This is a genomic window from Yeosuana sp. (assembly GCF_057126245.1).
The window spans coordinates 154873-168995 of sequence record NZ_DBNGMQ010000050.1 but is presented as its reverse complement, the minus strand read 5'-3'; the positions used below and the strand labels follow the sequence as shown (position 1 = coordinate 168995).

Annotated in this window: 15 protein-coding genes; 12 read left to right on the top strand and 3 right to left on the bottom strand. The window is 30.1% G+C overall.

What is annotated here, in order from left to right:
* The first annotated feature begins 98 nt into the window (after positions 1 to 98).
* The 3 genes from AC15TD_RS06165 to AC15TD_RS06155 all read left to right on the top strand — a co-directional run bounded on the left by AC15TD_RS06165 (position 99) and on the right by AC15TD_RS06155 (position 2893).
* Entirely contained in the window at positions 99 to 245 is a 147-nt protein-coding gene (locus AC15TD_RS06165) for a hypothetical protein (RefSeq protein ID WP_484451261.1), read from the top strand.
* Positions 246 to 446: 201 nt separating this feature from the next.
* Positions 447 to 2204: an ATP-binding protein gene (locus tag AC15TD_RS06160; protein ID WP_484451260.1), complete on the top strand. Its 1758-nt coding sequence runs from the start codon at positions 447 to 449 to the stop codon at positions 2202 to 2204.
* Between the two features lie 11 nt (positions 2205 to 2215).
* Positions 2216 to 2893, top strand: a complete 678-nt coding sequence (locus AC15TD_RS06155) for a DNA-binding response regulator (RefSeq protein WP_484451259.1) — start codon at positions 2216 to 2218, stop codon at positions 2891 to 2893.
* A gap of 377 nt (positions 2894 to 3270) precedes the next feature.
* Here AC15TD_RS06155 and AC15TD_RS06150 read toward each other — a convergent pair whose 3' ends face one another.
* Positions 3271 to 3774: a DUF456 domain-containing protein gene (locus AC15TD_RS06150; RefSeq protein WP_484451258.1), complete on the bottom strand. Its 504-nt coding sequence runs from the start codon at positions 3772 to 3774 to the stop codon at positions 3271 to 3273.
* Between the two features lie 166 nt (positions 3775 to 3940).
* Here AC15TD_RS06150 and AC15TD_RS06145 point away from each other — a divergent pair, with 166 nt between their 5' ends.
* Genes AC15TD_RS06145 through AC15TD_RS06125 form a run of 5 tightly spaced genes read left to right on the top strand, consistent with a single transcriptional unit; the run spans position 3941 to position 8866 of the window.
* Positions 3941 to 5191 (top strand): alpha/beta hydrolase-fold protein, encoded by a 1251-nt coding sequence (locus AC15TD_RS06145; protein WP_484451257.1) that lies wholly within the window; start codon positions 3941 to 3943, stop codon positions 5189 to 5191.
* Between the two features lie 19 nt (positions 5192 to 5210).
* Positions 5211 to 5570, top strand: coding sequence for a BlaI/MecI/CopY family transcriptional regulator (locus tag AC15TD_RS06140; protein WP_484451256.1), 360 nt, complete (start codon positions 5211 to 5213; stop codon positions 5568 to 5570).
* 2 nt (positions 5571 to 5572) lie between these two features.
* Positions 5573 to 7210 (top strand): M56 family metallopeptidase, encoded by a 1638-nt coding sequence (locus tag AC15TD_RS06135; protein ID WP_484451255.1) that lies wholly within the window; start codon positions 5573 to 5575, stop codon positions 7208 to 7210.
* Positions 7203 to 8348 carry a tetratricopeptide repeat protein gene (locus AC15TD_RS06130; RefSeq protein WP_484451254.1) on the top strand — a complete coding sequence of 382 codons (1146 nt, stop codon included), beginning with the start codon at positions 7203 to 7205 and terminating at the stop codon, positions 8346 to 8348. The genes AC15TD_RS06135 and AC15TD_RS06130 overlap by 8 nt, the downstream gene beginning before the upstream one ends.
* Before the next feature lie 41 nt (positions 8349 to 8389).
* Positions 8390 to 8866: an energy transducer TonB gene (locus tag AC15TD_RS06125; RefSeq protein WP_484451253.1), complete on the top strand. Its 477-nt coding sequence runs from the start codon at positions 8390 to 8392 to the stop codon at positions 8864 to 8866.
* 55 nt (positions 8867 to 8921) lie between these two features.
* Here AC15TD_RS06125 and AC15TD_RS06120 read toward each other — a convergent pair whose 3' ends face one another.
* Entirely contained in the window at positions 8922 to 10043 is a 1122-nt protein-coding gene (locus AC15TD_RS06120) for a glycosyltransferase (protein WP_484451252.1), read from the bottom strand.
* Positions 10044 to 10045: 2 nt separating this feature from the next.
* Positions 10046 to 11008: a lysylphosphatidylglycerol synthase domain-containing protein gene (locus tag AC15TD_RS06115; protein ID WP_484451251.1), complete on the bottom strand. Its 963-nt coding sequence runs from the start codon at positions 11006 to 11008 to the stop codon at positions 10046 to 10048.
* A gap of 46 nt (positions 11009 to 11054) precedes the next feature.
* On the opposite strand from AC15TD_RS06115, the gene AC15TD_RS06110 reads away from it, so the two are divergent.
* Genes AC15TD_RS06110 through AC15TD_RS06095 form a run of 4 tightly spaced genes read left to right on the top strand, consistent with a single transcriptional unit; the run spans position 11055 to position 14122 of the window.
* Positions 11055 to 11699, top strand: coding sequence for a cell envelope biogenesis protein OmpA (locus AC15TD_RS06110; RefSeq protein WP_484451250.1), 645 nt, complete (start codon positions 11055 to 11057; stop codon positions 11697 to 11699).
* Positions 11692 to 12246: a crossover junction endodeoxyribonuclease RuvC gene (gene ruvC, locus AC15TD_RS06105; protein WP_484451249.1), complete on the top strand. Its 555-nt coding sequence runs from the start codon at positions 11692 to 11694 to the stop codon at positions 12244 to 12246. Before AC15TD_RS06110 ends, ruvC begins: the two co-directional genes overlap by 8 nt.
* Positions 12246 to 13376 (top strand): radical SAM family heme chaperone HemW, encoded by a 1131-nt coding sequence (hemW, locus tag AC15TD_RS06100; RefSeq protein WP_484451248.1) that lies wholly within the window; start codon positions 12246 to 12248, stop codon positions 13374 to 13376. The genes ruvC and hemW overlap by 1 nt, the downstream gene beginning before the upstream one ends.
* Positions 13376 to 14122 carry a cyclase family protein gene (locus AC15TD_RS06095; protein WP_484451247.1) on the top strand — a complete coding sequence of 249 codons (747 nt, stop codon included), beginning with the start codon at positions 13376 to 13378 and terminating at the stop codon, positions 14120 to 14122. The genes hemW and AC15TD_RS06095 overlap by 1 nt, the downstream gene beginning before the upstream one ends.
* Position 14123 lies beyond the last annotated feature (1 nt).

Here is a 14123-nt window from a genome sequence, read left to right as displayed (position 1 = left end):
CCCTCAATTAAGATTTTGATTTCAAAGTCTTAAAAACTATTGAATTATTTAAAAAAATAATTTAAGAGAAAATTGTATAACCTTAAAATTGAATATATATGAAAGCCTTAAGAATTACTTTGATATTGGCATTATTGTTTTTAGCATTTACCGCTTGTACAAAACAAGATTTAAATGAAGATGATGTACTACAATCACCTGATAATACAGAAACACTTTTTACTGGTGGGCAAGGACATGATTAAAAAAAATAATTAAAGAATAAAAAAAATCCTATGCAGTTAATGCATAGGATTTTTTTTATGTAAATAAAGTCTAGTATTTAATTAAAAAATTATAAATACATTTGGGGTAAAGTCAATAAATAATCTAAATTGAAATATAAAATATTTTACTTTATTCTGTTTTTTTGTTTTTCTAAGTTTTATGCTCAAATTGAGCCAAACTTGCAAAAAATTGATTCTATTCATAAAATATTAAAATCTTCTACAGATTTAGACTCTATTACAATCGCAAAAGAGAAATATAAGATTGCTGAATTATACAGATATTCTTTAATAAGCGATAGTGCTTATTATTATTATCATAATGCGGAAAAAGTTTTTAAAAGAACTAATTTAAAGTATGAATTAGCCATAACTTATTACGGGATAGCCGCAATTCAATGTAACGAAAAAGATTATACCGGTAGCGAAGTGACTTCAATAGAGGCAATTTCTTTACTAGAAAACCTTGAGTCTAATAACGATATTGAAAAGTATAAATCTTTTATTTATAATAATTTAGGGATAGTTTTTAATGAATTGGAACAGTTTGATGAGTCAATAAAGTATCATAACATAGCTCTTGAAATTAAAGAAAAATTAAAAGGAGATTTTAAAAGAAGTATTGGGTTATCCAAAAACAATTTAGCTTTTGCCTACAAAAAGGCTAAACATTATGATTTGGCAATTGAGAAATATGAAAAAATATTAAGTGATAAAGAATTATTAAATAATCATCCAGATGTTCATGTGTTGGCTTTAGATAATTATGCTCATTGTTTGTTTTTGTCAGGAGATTTTGAACAACTTCCTGGTTTGTATTTAAGAGCGATAAAGATTTGCGATAGTATTGATAATAATTATAACTCAATAATAATAAATCAACATTTAGCGGAATATTACAATTACAATAGAAATAAAGATTCTGCTAAATATTATGCCCGAAAAGCCAAAAACATCTCGGAACAATATCATAACGATGATTTATTAAAATCCTTACTATTACTCTCTAAAATAGAAGACGATAGTGTTGCAGTAAAACACTATAAAGAATATATTAAACTTAATGATAGTTTAGTTCAAAATGAACGTACAATACGAAATAAATTTGCCAGAATTCGTTTTGAGACTAAAGAAATAGAACAGAAAAACATTCAAATTGCTAGAGAAAAATTATGGTTAACCATCATTTCTGTCATATTATTAATTTCAGCATTACTCATTTATGTCATCATTAGTCAGCGTTCTAAGAATAATGAATTAAGATTTGTACAAAAACAACAAGAAGCTAATGAGGAAATTTACAACCTTATGTTATCTCAGCAAGAAAAAGTTGAAGAGGCAAGAACACTAGAAAAGAAAAATATTTCCCAAGAACTTCACGATGGCGTCCTAGGACGTTTATTTGGTACACGGTTAAGTTTAGATAGCTTAAATATGGCGTCTAGCGAAGAAGCTGTTAATACCAGAAGTAAATACATTCAAGATCTTAAAAAAATTGAAGAGGATATTAGAAAAGTGTCGCATGAATTAAACACAGATTTTATTTCGGGTTCTGGATTCTTGGACATTATAAAAACCCTTTTGGAAACTCAAACTGAAGCATATCAATTAGAATATACCTTTAGTTATGATGATTCCATTAATTGGGATGATTTATCAAATAAAAATAAAATTCATATTTATAGAATTATACAAGAGTCCATTCATAATATTTATAAACATGCGAATGCGAGCTTTATAAATATTGGGATTCAACAAAAAAATGACGTAATTTTATTAACTATAAAAGATAATGGTTCTGGTTTTGATGTGAACAAGGTTAAGACTGGAATTGGATTGAAAAACATGAAGTCAAGAGTTAATGAAATCAATGGTGAAATTAGTATTATATCAGAAAAAGGCATAGGAACAACAGTTGAAATAAAAGTCCCCGTTTAACTATTAAGAATATGACAGAAACTATAAAGATATTAATGATTGATGACCACCCTATGATTATTGAAGGGTACCAAAACACCTTGCAGTTTACTAAAAAAGAGAATCAGGTTTTAGTTATAGATATTGCCAACAATTGTGATGAGGCCATTCATTTTATGGATAAGTCAATCAAAAATAATAGTCCATATCAAGTTCTTTTTGTAGATATAAGTTTACCTCCTTCAAAAGATGGGTTAATGAACTCAGGAGAAGACTTAGCTATTTATGCTCGAAAAATTTTACCTCAGGCAAAAATTATAATATTAACCATGTTTGATGAATCGTATAGAATTCACAACATCATAAAAACTATTAATCCGGAAGGATTTTTAATAAAAAGTGATTTGACTTCCAGTGAGTTGTCAAGTGCATTTCAAGCAGTGCTTAATAATCCACCATTCTACAGCGGCACAGTCAATAGCCATTTAAGAAAAACGAATGAGAGTGATATCGTTATTGATGATAAAAATAGAAGGATATTATATTTACTATCTCAAGGTGCGAAAAACAAAAGCCTCGCTACTCATTTAGATATCTCATTAAGCGCTATAGAAAAACGTAAAAAGCAACTTAAAGAAATCTTTTTAATTGATGACGGTCAAGATGAGACTCTTATTAATGAGGCCAGAAAAAAAGGATTTATTTTATAAATACAAGGACCCTTTAAATTATATATAACTTAAAAATATAGGTCTTAACATATGTTAATTTAAAACCTAAAGCTTTTTAATACTTTTATCAAGTCAATATTTTAAATTAATTATAGCGATTTTATGTTGATAATAACAATTTACAATAACCTTTTGGAAGTGATAGATTCAAAGGGTTTTTTTATTATTTATAAAAGAATGATAGCGTATTCTGGCAAATTTGTTTCGTATTTACGGTTTTACCGCAGTTTGAATTGAAATTATCTTTATAATTTTGTAACGTCAGCACTTCAAATTAATTAATCCCTCAATTTAATGTTGACAATAGCAATTTACATTAACCCTGTGGAGGTGAGAGACCCACAGGGTTCTTCATTTTATATAGTGAATAAATCGCTTCTATATTCCCAAAGCTTACTTACATAGATTCCTAAATAAATAATACCGATAATGATTTTAATAAATGTGGAGGCTAAAAACCCTAAAAATGAACCTATGGCAGCTTTAAAAGCCAGTTTTGAATCATTTTTGTTCATCATTTCTCCAATAAAAGCACCTATAAACGGACCAATAATGATACCACCAGGAATGGGACTTAGTAGACCAATAACAAGACCAATGGTAGTGCCAATCATTCCATTTCTGCTTCCTCCAAACTTCTTGGTTCCAACAGCTGGAATGATATAATCTAAAATTAATATAATGATAGCAATAACTCCAGTTACTACTAATAAGGATGTACTCATTTGAATACTGTTGGTAAAATTAAGTATTAAAAGACCTAACCAACTTAATGGAGGCCCGGGAAGAACAGGTAATAAGCTACCTAATAAACCAAGTACAATAAATAATGTAGAAATGATAACTAAAATAATGTCCATGTAATGATATGCTACTTAAGTTGGTCTAATTTATAAAATGATTGTTACATTTTTTAACTAAAAAATTAGTTCAAACTAAAAAATTAGTTATATTTGATTTTTAAACTAAGTATTTAGTTGTAAAAATATAAAATAATACACCGTGATTAATTTAAAATACCACAAAATGTCATTTAGAATAAGAATACTATTAATTATTGGGTTTGTCATTTTTAGTCAAAAATATGTATGCGCTCAAAAAGATGAACATCATTTATATAAAGTAGGCGTTGTAGATAGTCTGTATTCCGAAGTTTTAAAAGATTATAGAGAGATTTATGTACAGGTTCCAGCAACTTACAACCATGATAATCATAAGAAATATCCTGTTGTTTTCATTTTAGATGGAGAGGTGTTTTTACCTACAGTTAGTATGGCACATGATTTTTATAGTGGCGGATTCTTACCAGAAATGGTTATTGTAGGCATTTCTAACAGTAAAAATAGAGTGAGAGATTTAACGACTTCAACCATAACAACAAACTATGGAATGCCGTTTAATGAAGAAAACGGTAAAGCTGAAAATTTTACTAATTTCATTGAGAAAGAACTTATTCCATATATAGAGAACAAATATCCCGTAACTCATTTTAGAACATTAATTGGTCATTCTTATGGAGGTTTGTTTACTGTTTACACACTCATTAATCATCCAGAATTATTTAATAACTATTTGGCAATCGATCCGAGTTTAGATTGGGACAACCAAAAGGTATTAAATGAGTCAAAACAAATTCTCGAAACTAAAAGATATGATGGTAAATCCTTATTTATGTCTTTAAGTGGACAATTGCATATGCAGAACTCACAGGTTACCATAAATAATGTCATGCAAGATACAACCGACTTTACCGTGTTTCCCCGTTCTAATATCGCTTTTTCTAATTTGGTTAAGCAAAATTCCAAAAATGGATTGTCTTTTGCTTGGAAATTTTATCCAAGAGATATACATGGCACCGTTCCGTTTCCGTCTATTATGGATGGGTTGATATCTCTTTTTGAATGGTTTCAAATGGAGAATACTGATAAAATAAATTCATTTGATACTCCAAAAGAAGAATTATCTAACTTAATTAAATATAGAGCGAAGAAACTGCAGTCACATTTTGGGTATCAAGTACCACCGTATCCAGAGGAACTTTTAAATATGTCTGGCTATATGAATATGGATATGCAACAATTTGATAAGGCAAAAATGTATTTTGAAGCCGTTATCGAATATTATCCAAAAAGTCCAAACGCTTATGATTCAATGGCAGATTATTATGAAGCTAAAAACGATAACGGAAATGCTTTAAAAAATGTCATGAAAGCCTATGAATTAAGTGGGAATGATAACTATAAAGAGCGAATAGACCAACTTAAAGAAAAAAAATAAAACTAATACGACTCGACTGATGAAGCAACTCACAAAAGCTGAAGAAGATATTATGCAAATACTATGGCAGTTAAAAAAGGCCAATGTAAAAGCGATGATAAAAGAATTTCCAGAACCAAAACCAGCTTATAATACGGTATCAACCATAGTTAGAATTTTAGAAAGCAAAGGATTTGTAGATTACGAAAAAAAAGGAAAGGGTCATGTGTATTTTCCAGTCGTGAAGCAGCAAGATTATAGCAATCAATCTATCAATAAATTGGTTGACAATTATTTTCAAGGGTCTTTTAAAAGCATGGTGTCTTTTTTTGTTAAGAAGAACGACATTAGTTTAAATGAACTGGAATCCGTTTTAAAGGACATCAATAAAAAGGAATAATTATGTTACATTATATAATACAAACTATAGCGTTTCAAACCTTTTTTCTTTTAGTGTTTGATGTTTTTCTAAGAAAGGAAACCTTTTTTAATTGGAATAGATTATATCTTATATCTACCGCTATCATATCCGTTATTTTGCCATTCGTTAAGGTTGATAGCTTCAAAAATGTGGTGCCCGAACAATATATTATGAGACTGCCTGAAGTCTTTATAGGAGAGGATTTAAAAGGAAACATAAGTCAAATAGCCTTTGAACCTATCAATATAAAAGCGCAATCTGTTTTTAATTGGGAACTAATACTTTATATGGGAATGCTGCTAGCAGCACTTCTATTTGTCTTTAAAGTTGTTAAAATAGGTTGGCTATTATATAAAAATCCAAAGAATAAAATAGACCGTTTTAATATTGTTAAACTTATCAACAGTACGGCGGCGTTTTCATTTTTCAACTATATCTTTTTAGGAGAACGAATAAGTGAGCATGAAAAGGAATCTATTTTACAGCATGAAATAGTGCATGTAAAACAAAGACATACACTAGATTTATTATTTTTTGAATGGATGCGCATTATGTTTTGGTTTAATCCTTTGGTGTATATGTATCAAAACAGATTGATGACCGTTCACGAATTTATTGCTGATGAAAAGGCATCAAAAGCCCAAGATAAAACCAACTATTATCAAAGCTTGTTATCACAAGTTTTTGAAACTAAAAATATTTCATTCATCAATCCATTTTTTAAACAATCATTAATCAAAAAACGAATCGTTATGTTACAAAAATCAAAATCAAAACAAATTAATTTATTTAAGTATGCACTTTTAATTCCGATGATACTTGCAATGTTGGTATATACATCTTGTATTCAGAATTCTTATTCACAAAAGAGAGATACACAATTGGTAACAAAAAAAGACAATCCAAGTTCATTAATTGAAAAAATAAAAGTCGTTAAACACCAAATTCAAGAACAAGGCAATACGAGTGACAAAGAAAATAGTGGGTTGAATTTATTATTAAAAATAGCCAAGCACGATGTATTAGATTTAAAATTAGTTGAAGAAGTGCAAACGTTTATGGAGATAGAGCCAAAAACTAAATTGATGTCTAAAATATCTGGTGTTTTTGAGCAAATTCAGTTACAAGGGGATATGACTGATATAGAAAACAAATCATTAAAAGAATTATTAATTCTAACGAGTGATGACGGATTTAATGATTCGTTTTTTGCCGATGTTTTACAAGGTATTGAAGTGCCTTTTGGAGTGATAGACCAAGTACCATTATTTCCAGGCTGCGAATCTTTATCTACCAACGAAGAGCAAAAAGATTGTATGTCCAAAGAAATTTCAATGCATGTAAATAAAAATTTTAATACGAAGTTGGCTGACGAATTGAAGTTAATAGGGAGGCAACGTATTCACGTGATTTTTAAAATAAACAGAGAAGGTGACATTGTTGATGTACGTTCCAGAGCACCCCATCCAGCATTAGAAGCAGAAGCTATAAGAGTTATAAAAACACTTCCTAAAATGATTCCTGGAAAACAAAAAGGAAAAGCCGTTACAGTGCCATATTCTTTACCAATAATATTTCAAGTAGCTGATAATAAACTAAAAGAGCATAAAATTGATTAGACAAACCTTCGTGTTTTTAATTATAATAGTTATTAAAACCGAAGCCCAAACATCGGTTTTAAACCTTGCGGACAGTTTATATGCAAACGGAAATTATTCAAAAGCGATTGAGCAGTATAGATTATATGATAAACAGCCTGACGTTTTTGATAAAATAGCAAAATCCTATATGGCTTTAGGTAATTATGAGGACGCTATAAAACATTATGAATTTAGTATTGAAGCGCATCCTAAAGATGCGCTTTTAAAATATGAATATGCGAAATTATTGGCGAGCTCGAAAAAAGATAAAGAAGCCGCAAAGATGTTTAACGATTTAGTTTATATCGATTACAAAAACCCGAACTATCACTACGAGTTAGGTTTGGTTTTAGAGAAATTAGGAGACTCAACCGCACAAAATAGATTTTATAACACCTTTCAACTAGATAGTACACATCAAAAAGCGATATACAGACTCGCCAAATATAATTTGCAGAAAGGAAGGGGTTCTTTAGCCGAAAAATATATTGATATAGGTTTGTCTTCTTATGAAAATAATAAGGAGCTCATTAATTTAAAAGCCCAAAATTACTTCCTTAGAAAACAATATGAAGAAGCCGTTGTTTGGTTTGAAAAACTTATTTCTTTAAACGAATCTTCAGAGTTTATCCATGAAAAACTAAGCAGGTCGTACGTGAAAATTCTTGAATACGAAAAAGCGATTATACACATTGAGAATGCTTTAAAGTACAATCCGAAAAATGCCTCAAACCTTTATATTCTTGGAAAATTATATGAGCGTATTGAAGATTTTCAAAAAGCTGAAAAATTTATTGCAATGTCACTGGAATTACAAGATTACCCATTAGATGATGAATATGTTAATTTAGGGATGGTATTAAATAGACAAAAAAAATATAAGGAAGCATTGGAGGCCTTCGGTAAAGCTATTGAAGAAAATTCAGATAATGAGCGTGCACATTTCTTTTTGGTATATACAAAAGACCAATATTATAAAGATATAGAAACCCGAATAACTATATATAAAGTTTTTAAAATAAGATTTCCTGAGAGCAATTTTTTAAGTCTAGTTGAATACAGAATACATGAGCTTAACAAGGAGAAATTCGTTAAAGAAGGCAAAAAGGAAGATTGATAACCGAAAAAAATTGTACTTTTCGGTTTTAGTTTAAAACCATGAAGAAAGTTTGCGTTTTTTTATCTATTTTAATGCTCATGTCCTGTGAGTATTTTAATGTAAAAAAAACATCTTCCGAAGCTATTTTAAAGGAAGAGCTGCAAACCTTTAATTGGAACGATGTTGATGAATATCCTTCCTTTTCGGTATGCGATTCGTCATCTGCCAAGCAAGAACGGAAACAGTGTTTTGAAACAACTTTAACGAGCCATATTACAAGCCATTTACAGAAAGATACCATTGTTGTCACTCAAGATATTAAAGACACGGTTAACTTAAAACTTCAGGTTTCAGATAAAGGCGTTATATCCTTATTAAGTGTAAACGTTGATTCTGTTACAAGTCTAGAAATACCAAATATAAAAGCCTTACTAGCTGAAAGTTTAGAGGCTTTGCCTAAAATATTTCCAGCATTAAAACGAGGTCAGCAAGTTAAAACTGAATTCAAATTACCTATTATTATCCACGTCGATTAAGTTCATAACTTAAATTATAACCAAAGCTAAACTTATATTGAAAAGAGTCATTTTATTACTTTTTAAACTGTCTATCCTTCCACTTGTAACTCGTAAATACAGAAAGAAAAGCAATATAAACACTAAAAAAAGGATAGATAAAAAATCCCCAAATCACGCTTTTTAGAATCTCCTTTTGGTGATAAAATGTTGCGGCTTTGTAAATTAAAAGCGTGTCAATATTAAACTTAATAAATACAATATAAAACAGGGTTCTCCCATTTAAAAATCCGAAAACACATAGTAAAACGCTTATTATGATTGTGACATTCATTAAAAGCACCATCAATCCTGTAAGTTTTCCAAACAAATTACGGTAAGAACTTGTTTTGGCAGCCCACCGTTTTCGTTGCGCAATGAGTTGATTCAAATTGAGTTGTGATGGGGTAGTGACGATGGCGTCTTCACATTTTAAAAAATGAATCTCTTTAGGGTGTTTTTTGATTATTTTTTCAAGTAAAAAAATATCATCACCACTAGCAATATTGGTATTGCCCTCAAAACCATTTACATTATTAAATAGTTGTTTGGTATACCCAAAATTAGCGCCATTACATAAAAATGGTTTTTTTATTCCGAAACCTCCAATAGTTGCGCCTTGTAAACTAAGCATGTCAAGTACCTGAAATTTATTTAATAAACTGGAAGTAATATCAAAGGTTACTGGAGCTGCTATGCATGTTGCTTGGTTTTGTTGTATAAATTCATCAAAACTATCGAGCCAATATTTTGGAAGCACGCAATCTGCATCGGTGGTGATAATCCAGTCAAAATTTGCTCTTTTTATGGCTGTAGCAATAGCATCTTTTTTTGGCGAATTACTTTTCCGTTCGTTTTTAATAATGGAAATATTTGCTGAAGAGCCAATAGCATCTTTAATAATTTCAACAGAATTATCTTCAGAATCATCATCAACAAAAATAATTTCAAAAAGGTGTTTAGGGTATTTTAATGCTTGTATAGAAGTTAATAACTGAGGTAAATTTATAACTTCATTTCTAAAAGGAATCACTACCGAAAATCGTGTTTCAGGAATAAGATTTCTTAATTTAAAAGTGTCTACCTTTTCGAAACCATGAACAAATCGAGCGATTAAAAGTAAGTATATAATGGTAATGCCTATGATAATTATTGTCATGATTAATTGTTGTCTTTTGGGAAATTAAATTGGAGGACATAATAGCTGCCTGCAATACTAGGAAGCACAAAGTTAAGAATCCACATGATGGTTACAATACTTAACACAATCAATTCATTCACCCCAATCAATGAAAACAGATATACGGCAACACTCCCTTTTATTACGACATCAAATAAAAAAATAGACGGTATTATAGATGCTAAAAGATACATACTAGTGATAATTTTCATAGCGTTAAGATAGCTTAAATCGATGTCGAAAATGGTTAATAAATAATAAAATTGAAAGGAAAAAATAAGAAATCTGCCAAAAGAAAATACAGTTACTAAAATTAATTTTTTTCTTGAGAAATGCAATATAAAATGTTTTAATTTTCTAAATGAAAACCCTTTAATTTTAAGCGATATTTTTTTTAGAACCATAATTATTAAAACAACTAGTAATAGAAAAATAAAGAGGTAAAACAGTGAATATTTTATGTTTAACGTTGAATGTATTGGCCTAAATAAAAATAAACCTATCATACCAAAAATCGTCGTAACTCCCATTTGAAGAAAGTTGTTTAATACATTAATAAGCACAACACGTTTCCTAAAATTATTAGTGAAGTAAATCGCTTTTGCTCCATATTCACCGATTCTGTTTGGTGTAAATATTGATACGGTTAATGCGCCTAAACATTGTTTTAGAGCTTGTTGGAAATTAATTTTTTTTATCGAACTAATTAAAATTTGCCACTTAAAAATTTCAAAGAACCAGTTAAAAACACTCAATAAAACTAGAAAAATGATAGTTTTTAGAGAAAACGCATCATTTTTGGTCAAAATTTGAACAAAATTATGAAATTCTAAATGGTTGTTTTTTGCAAGTTTAAAGTAAATAGAATAAAAAGCAGTAACTACGAGACTTATTTTGATAAGTACAAAAAAGAATTGTTTAGTTTTGTAATGTAGCGTTTGCAATATTAAAAGGTGAGTTTACTATTGCAAATTAAACCAATATTATTAGATGGCCTTAGGTTTTAAAAGTTATAAGTATGTATTTTTTTTAATTGGTTTTACCAGTTTCACGTTTTTAGGTTTTTCTCAAGTCGATACCAGTACGTTAAAAGCTCAAATATCTGTTGGCGTCAATAGTGAGTCTTCAGATGGATTTGTTAGTAATTTTGAATCAAAAGCTATTAATTTTCCAACGGTGAACTTAGGTGTTCAATATATGTTTTCATCACAATTGGGATCTAAATTAGATTTCGGCTTTAATAGATTTTCAAATCTAGAGAATACACCAGAATTTAAGGTGAATTATACACGTTTGAATATGCAATTGGTCTTTAATGCATCAAGAATATTTAGTTTTTTTCCGACTAATATGGGTGTTTTTATTCATGCCGGACCGGGATATTCTTTTGTAAAACCATTAGGGAATTATCCTGAAAATAAAACTTCCTTTTTAAATGTTATGGGCGGAATAGAATTTCATTATGGCTTTTCAGATAGTTTATCGCTGTACCTCGATGGTTCTTACATTTCTGGGTTTAGTGATGATTTTAATCCTGTAAGTGAAGGTTTTGGTTCATTTAATGGTAATGTGTTAAATATATCTATCGGTGTATCTATTTCTTTAACGGGTTGTTATTACTGCGGAAATGATTAAAGAACAAGTTATTTTAGGAATTGATCCAGGAACAACCATTATGGGTTTTGGTCTTATAAAAGTAGTTGGAAAAAAGATGCAGTTTGTTCAACTTAATGAACTTGATTTAAAAAAATACGACGACCACTATCTAAAATTAAAGCTCATATTTGAGAGGACAATAGAGCTTATTGATACACATCATCCAGATGAGATTGCTATTGAAGCGCCTTTCTTTGGGAAAAATGTACAAAGTATGCTCAAGCTTGGTAGGGCACAAGGTGTGGCTATGGCTGCAGGTTTAAGCAGAGAAATCCCAATCACTGAGTATTCACCAAAAAAAATTAAAATGGCCATTACAGGTAATGGTAATGCTAGTAAAGAACAGGTAGCAAAAATGTTGCAAAGTTTGTTGCAATTAAAAGTATTGCCTAAAAACCTCGATGCGACGGATGGTCTGGCTGCGGCGGTTTGCCATTTTTATAATTCAGGGAAGGTAGTTTTAGGAAAAAGTTATTCCGGTTGGAGTGCTTTTGTTAAGCAGAACGAAGGCAGAATTAAAAAATAATGTCAGGAATTTACATTCATATCCCATTTTGCAAGCAAGCTTGTTATTATTGCGATTTTCATTTTTCAACATCGATAAAAAAGAAAGCCGAACTGGTTAATGCGCTAGTAAAAGAGCTCGAATTGCGAAAGGATGAATTTTTTAGCCAAACGATTGAAACGATTTATTTTGGTGGTGGAACTCCGTCTTTACTGACTATTGATGAATTATTATTGATTTTTGATACCATTTATAAACACTATAAGGTTTCAGACAATCCCGAAATTACCTTAGAAGCCAATCCGGACGATTTGTCAAATAAACAAATAAAAGCATTAACACATACGCCAATTAACCGGCTTTCCATTGGTATCCAATCGTTTTTTGAGAAAGACTTAAAACTCATGAATCGCGCTCATAATACTCATGAAGCCAAACAATGTATTGAAGAAGCTACTAAGTATTTCGATAATATTTCCATCGATTTAATTTATGGCATTCCAGGTTTAAGCCATGAAAATTGGCTGAAAAATATAGAAACAGCTTTAGCGTTTAATATTCCTCATATTTCAAGTTATGCTTTAACGGTTGAGCCAAAAACGGCCTTAGATTCTTTTATAAAAAAAGGAATCGTTAAGGATGTTGATGATGAGCAGGCACAACAGCAATTTTATTTAATGATTGACAAATTAGAAGGGTCAGGATTTATTCATTACGAATTATCTAATTTTGGAAAATCCGGTTGTTTTAGTAAGAATAATTCGGCTTATTGGCAGGGCAAATCCTATTTAGGGATAGGTCCTTCGGCACATTCATTCAATGGAACTCAAAGAGGTTGGAATGTAAGAAACAATACAAAATACATTAAATCATTACAAGAAAATACGCTGCCAATTGAATTAGAAACGCTTTCAAAAACAGATAGGTATAATGAGTATATTATGACAGGTTTAAGAACTATTTGGGGTGTTTCTTTAGAAAAAGTAGAGCAAGATTTTGGAAAAATATATAAAAAGTATTTATTAGAACAAGCCCATCATCATATAAATAATGATTTATTGTATATTAATGACAATAAATTACGAGTCACAAAAAAAGGAAAATTTTTAAGCGATGGCATTGCTTCAGATCTATTTAAAATAAATTTATAATGATTGCAAAAATTAAATACAACTCAAATACATATACAATAGACTTAAAAAAACCTATTGATATTTCCATTCCGCTTCAAGCGTCAAAAAAGAACCTTAATGCCTGGTATATTGATGCACCAAGAATAGAGCCTGTTAAAGATGGTGAATGGACAGCAAGTGTAGCAGAGGGCGCATGTATAAATTTTAACGATATTTATTTTAATCCGCATGGTCATGGAACACATACAGAATGTGTTGGTCATATTACAGAAAAAGTGCATTCTATTAATCAGCATTTAAAACAGTTTTTCTTTCTAGCAGAAGTCATTACAGTGGCTCCGGAAAATTATAAAGGAGACTTTGTAATTTCAAAAAAACAAATTCAGTATGCTTTAGGGAATAAAAAAAGAGATGCCATAGTCATTAGAACGATTCCTAATATGAAGGATAAATTATCTAAGCAATATTCAAACACTAATCCACCTTATTTGTTAGAAGATGGGGCTAAATATTTAAAAGAAAAGGGGGTTAAGCACTTACTAATTGATTTACCAAGTGTTGATAAAGAAAAGGATGACGGAGAATTACTGGCTCATCATGCTTTTTGGAATACTAACGGAAAATTAAGAATGGATGCGACTATCACAGAATTTATTTTTGTGCCTAATACGGTAAATGATGGCACCTATTTTTTAAACCTTCAAATAGCGCCCTTTGAGAATGATGCTTCACCTAGTAAACCGGTTTTGTATAGCATTCAATAAA

Bases quoted from the DNA above. Each gene is read 5' to 3' on its own strand.
- AC15TD_RS06125 (WP_484451253.1), top strand. From the start codon at position 8,390: ATGAAGAAAGTTTGCGTTTTTTTATCTATTTTAATGCTCATGTCCTGT.
- AC15TD_RS06135 (WP_484451255.1), top strand. From the start codon at position 5,573: ATGTTACATTATATAATACAAACTATAGCGTTTCAAACCTTTTTTCTT.
- AC15TD_RS06095 (WP_484451247.1), top strand. From the start codon at position 13,376: ATGATTGCAAAAATTAAATACAACTCAAATACATATACAATAGACTTA.
- AC15TD_RS06110 (WP_484451250.1), top strand. From the start codon at position 11,055: ATGGCCTTAGGTTTTAAAAGTTATAAGTATGTATTTTTTTTAATTGGT.
- AC15TD_RS06140 (WP_484451256.1), top strand. From the start codon at position 5,211: ATGAAGCAACTCACAAAAGCTGAAGAAGATATTATGCAAATACTATGG.
- AC15TD_RS06120 (WP_484451252.1), bottom strand. From the start codon at position 10,043: ATGACAATAATTATCATAGGCATTACCATTATATACTTACTTTTAATC.
- AC15TD_RS06155 (WP_484451259.1), top strand. From the start codon at position 2,216: ATGACAGAAACTATAAAGATATTAATGATTGATGACCACCCTATGATT.
- AC15TD_RS06150 (WP_484451258.1), bottom strand. From the start codon at position 3,774: ATGGACATTATTTTAGTTATCATTTCTACATTATTTATTGTACTTGGT.
- AC15TD_RS06165 (WP_484451261.1), top strand. From the start codon at position 99: ATGAAAGCCTTAAGAATTACTTTGATATTGGCATTATTGTTTTTAGCA.
- ruvC (WP_484451249.1), top strand. From the start codon at position 11,692: ATGATTAAAGAACAAGTTATTTTAGGAATTGATCCAGGAACAACCATT.
- AC15TD_RS06145 (WP_484451257.1), top strand. From the start codon at position 3,941: ATGTCATTTAGAATAAGAATACTATTAATTATTGGGTTTGTCATTTTT.
- hemW (WP_484451248.1), top strand. From the start codon at position 12,246: ATGTCAGGAATTTACATTCATATCCCATTTTGCAAGCAAGCTTGTTAT.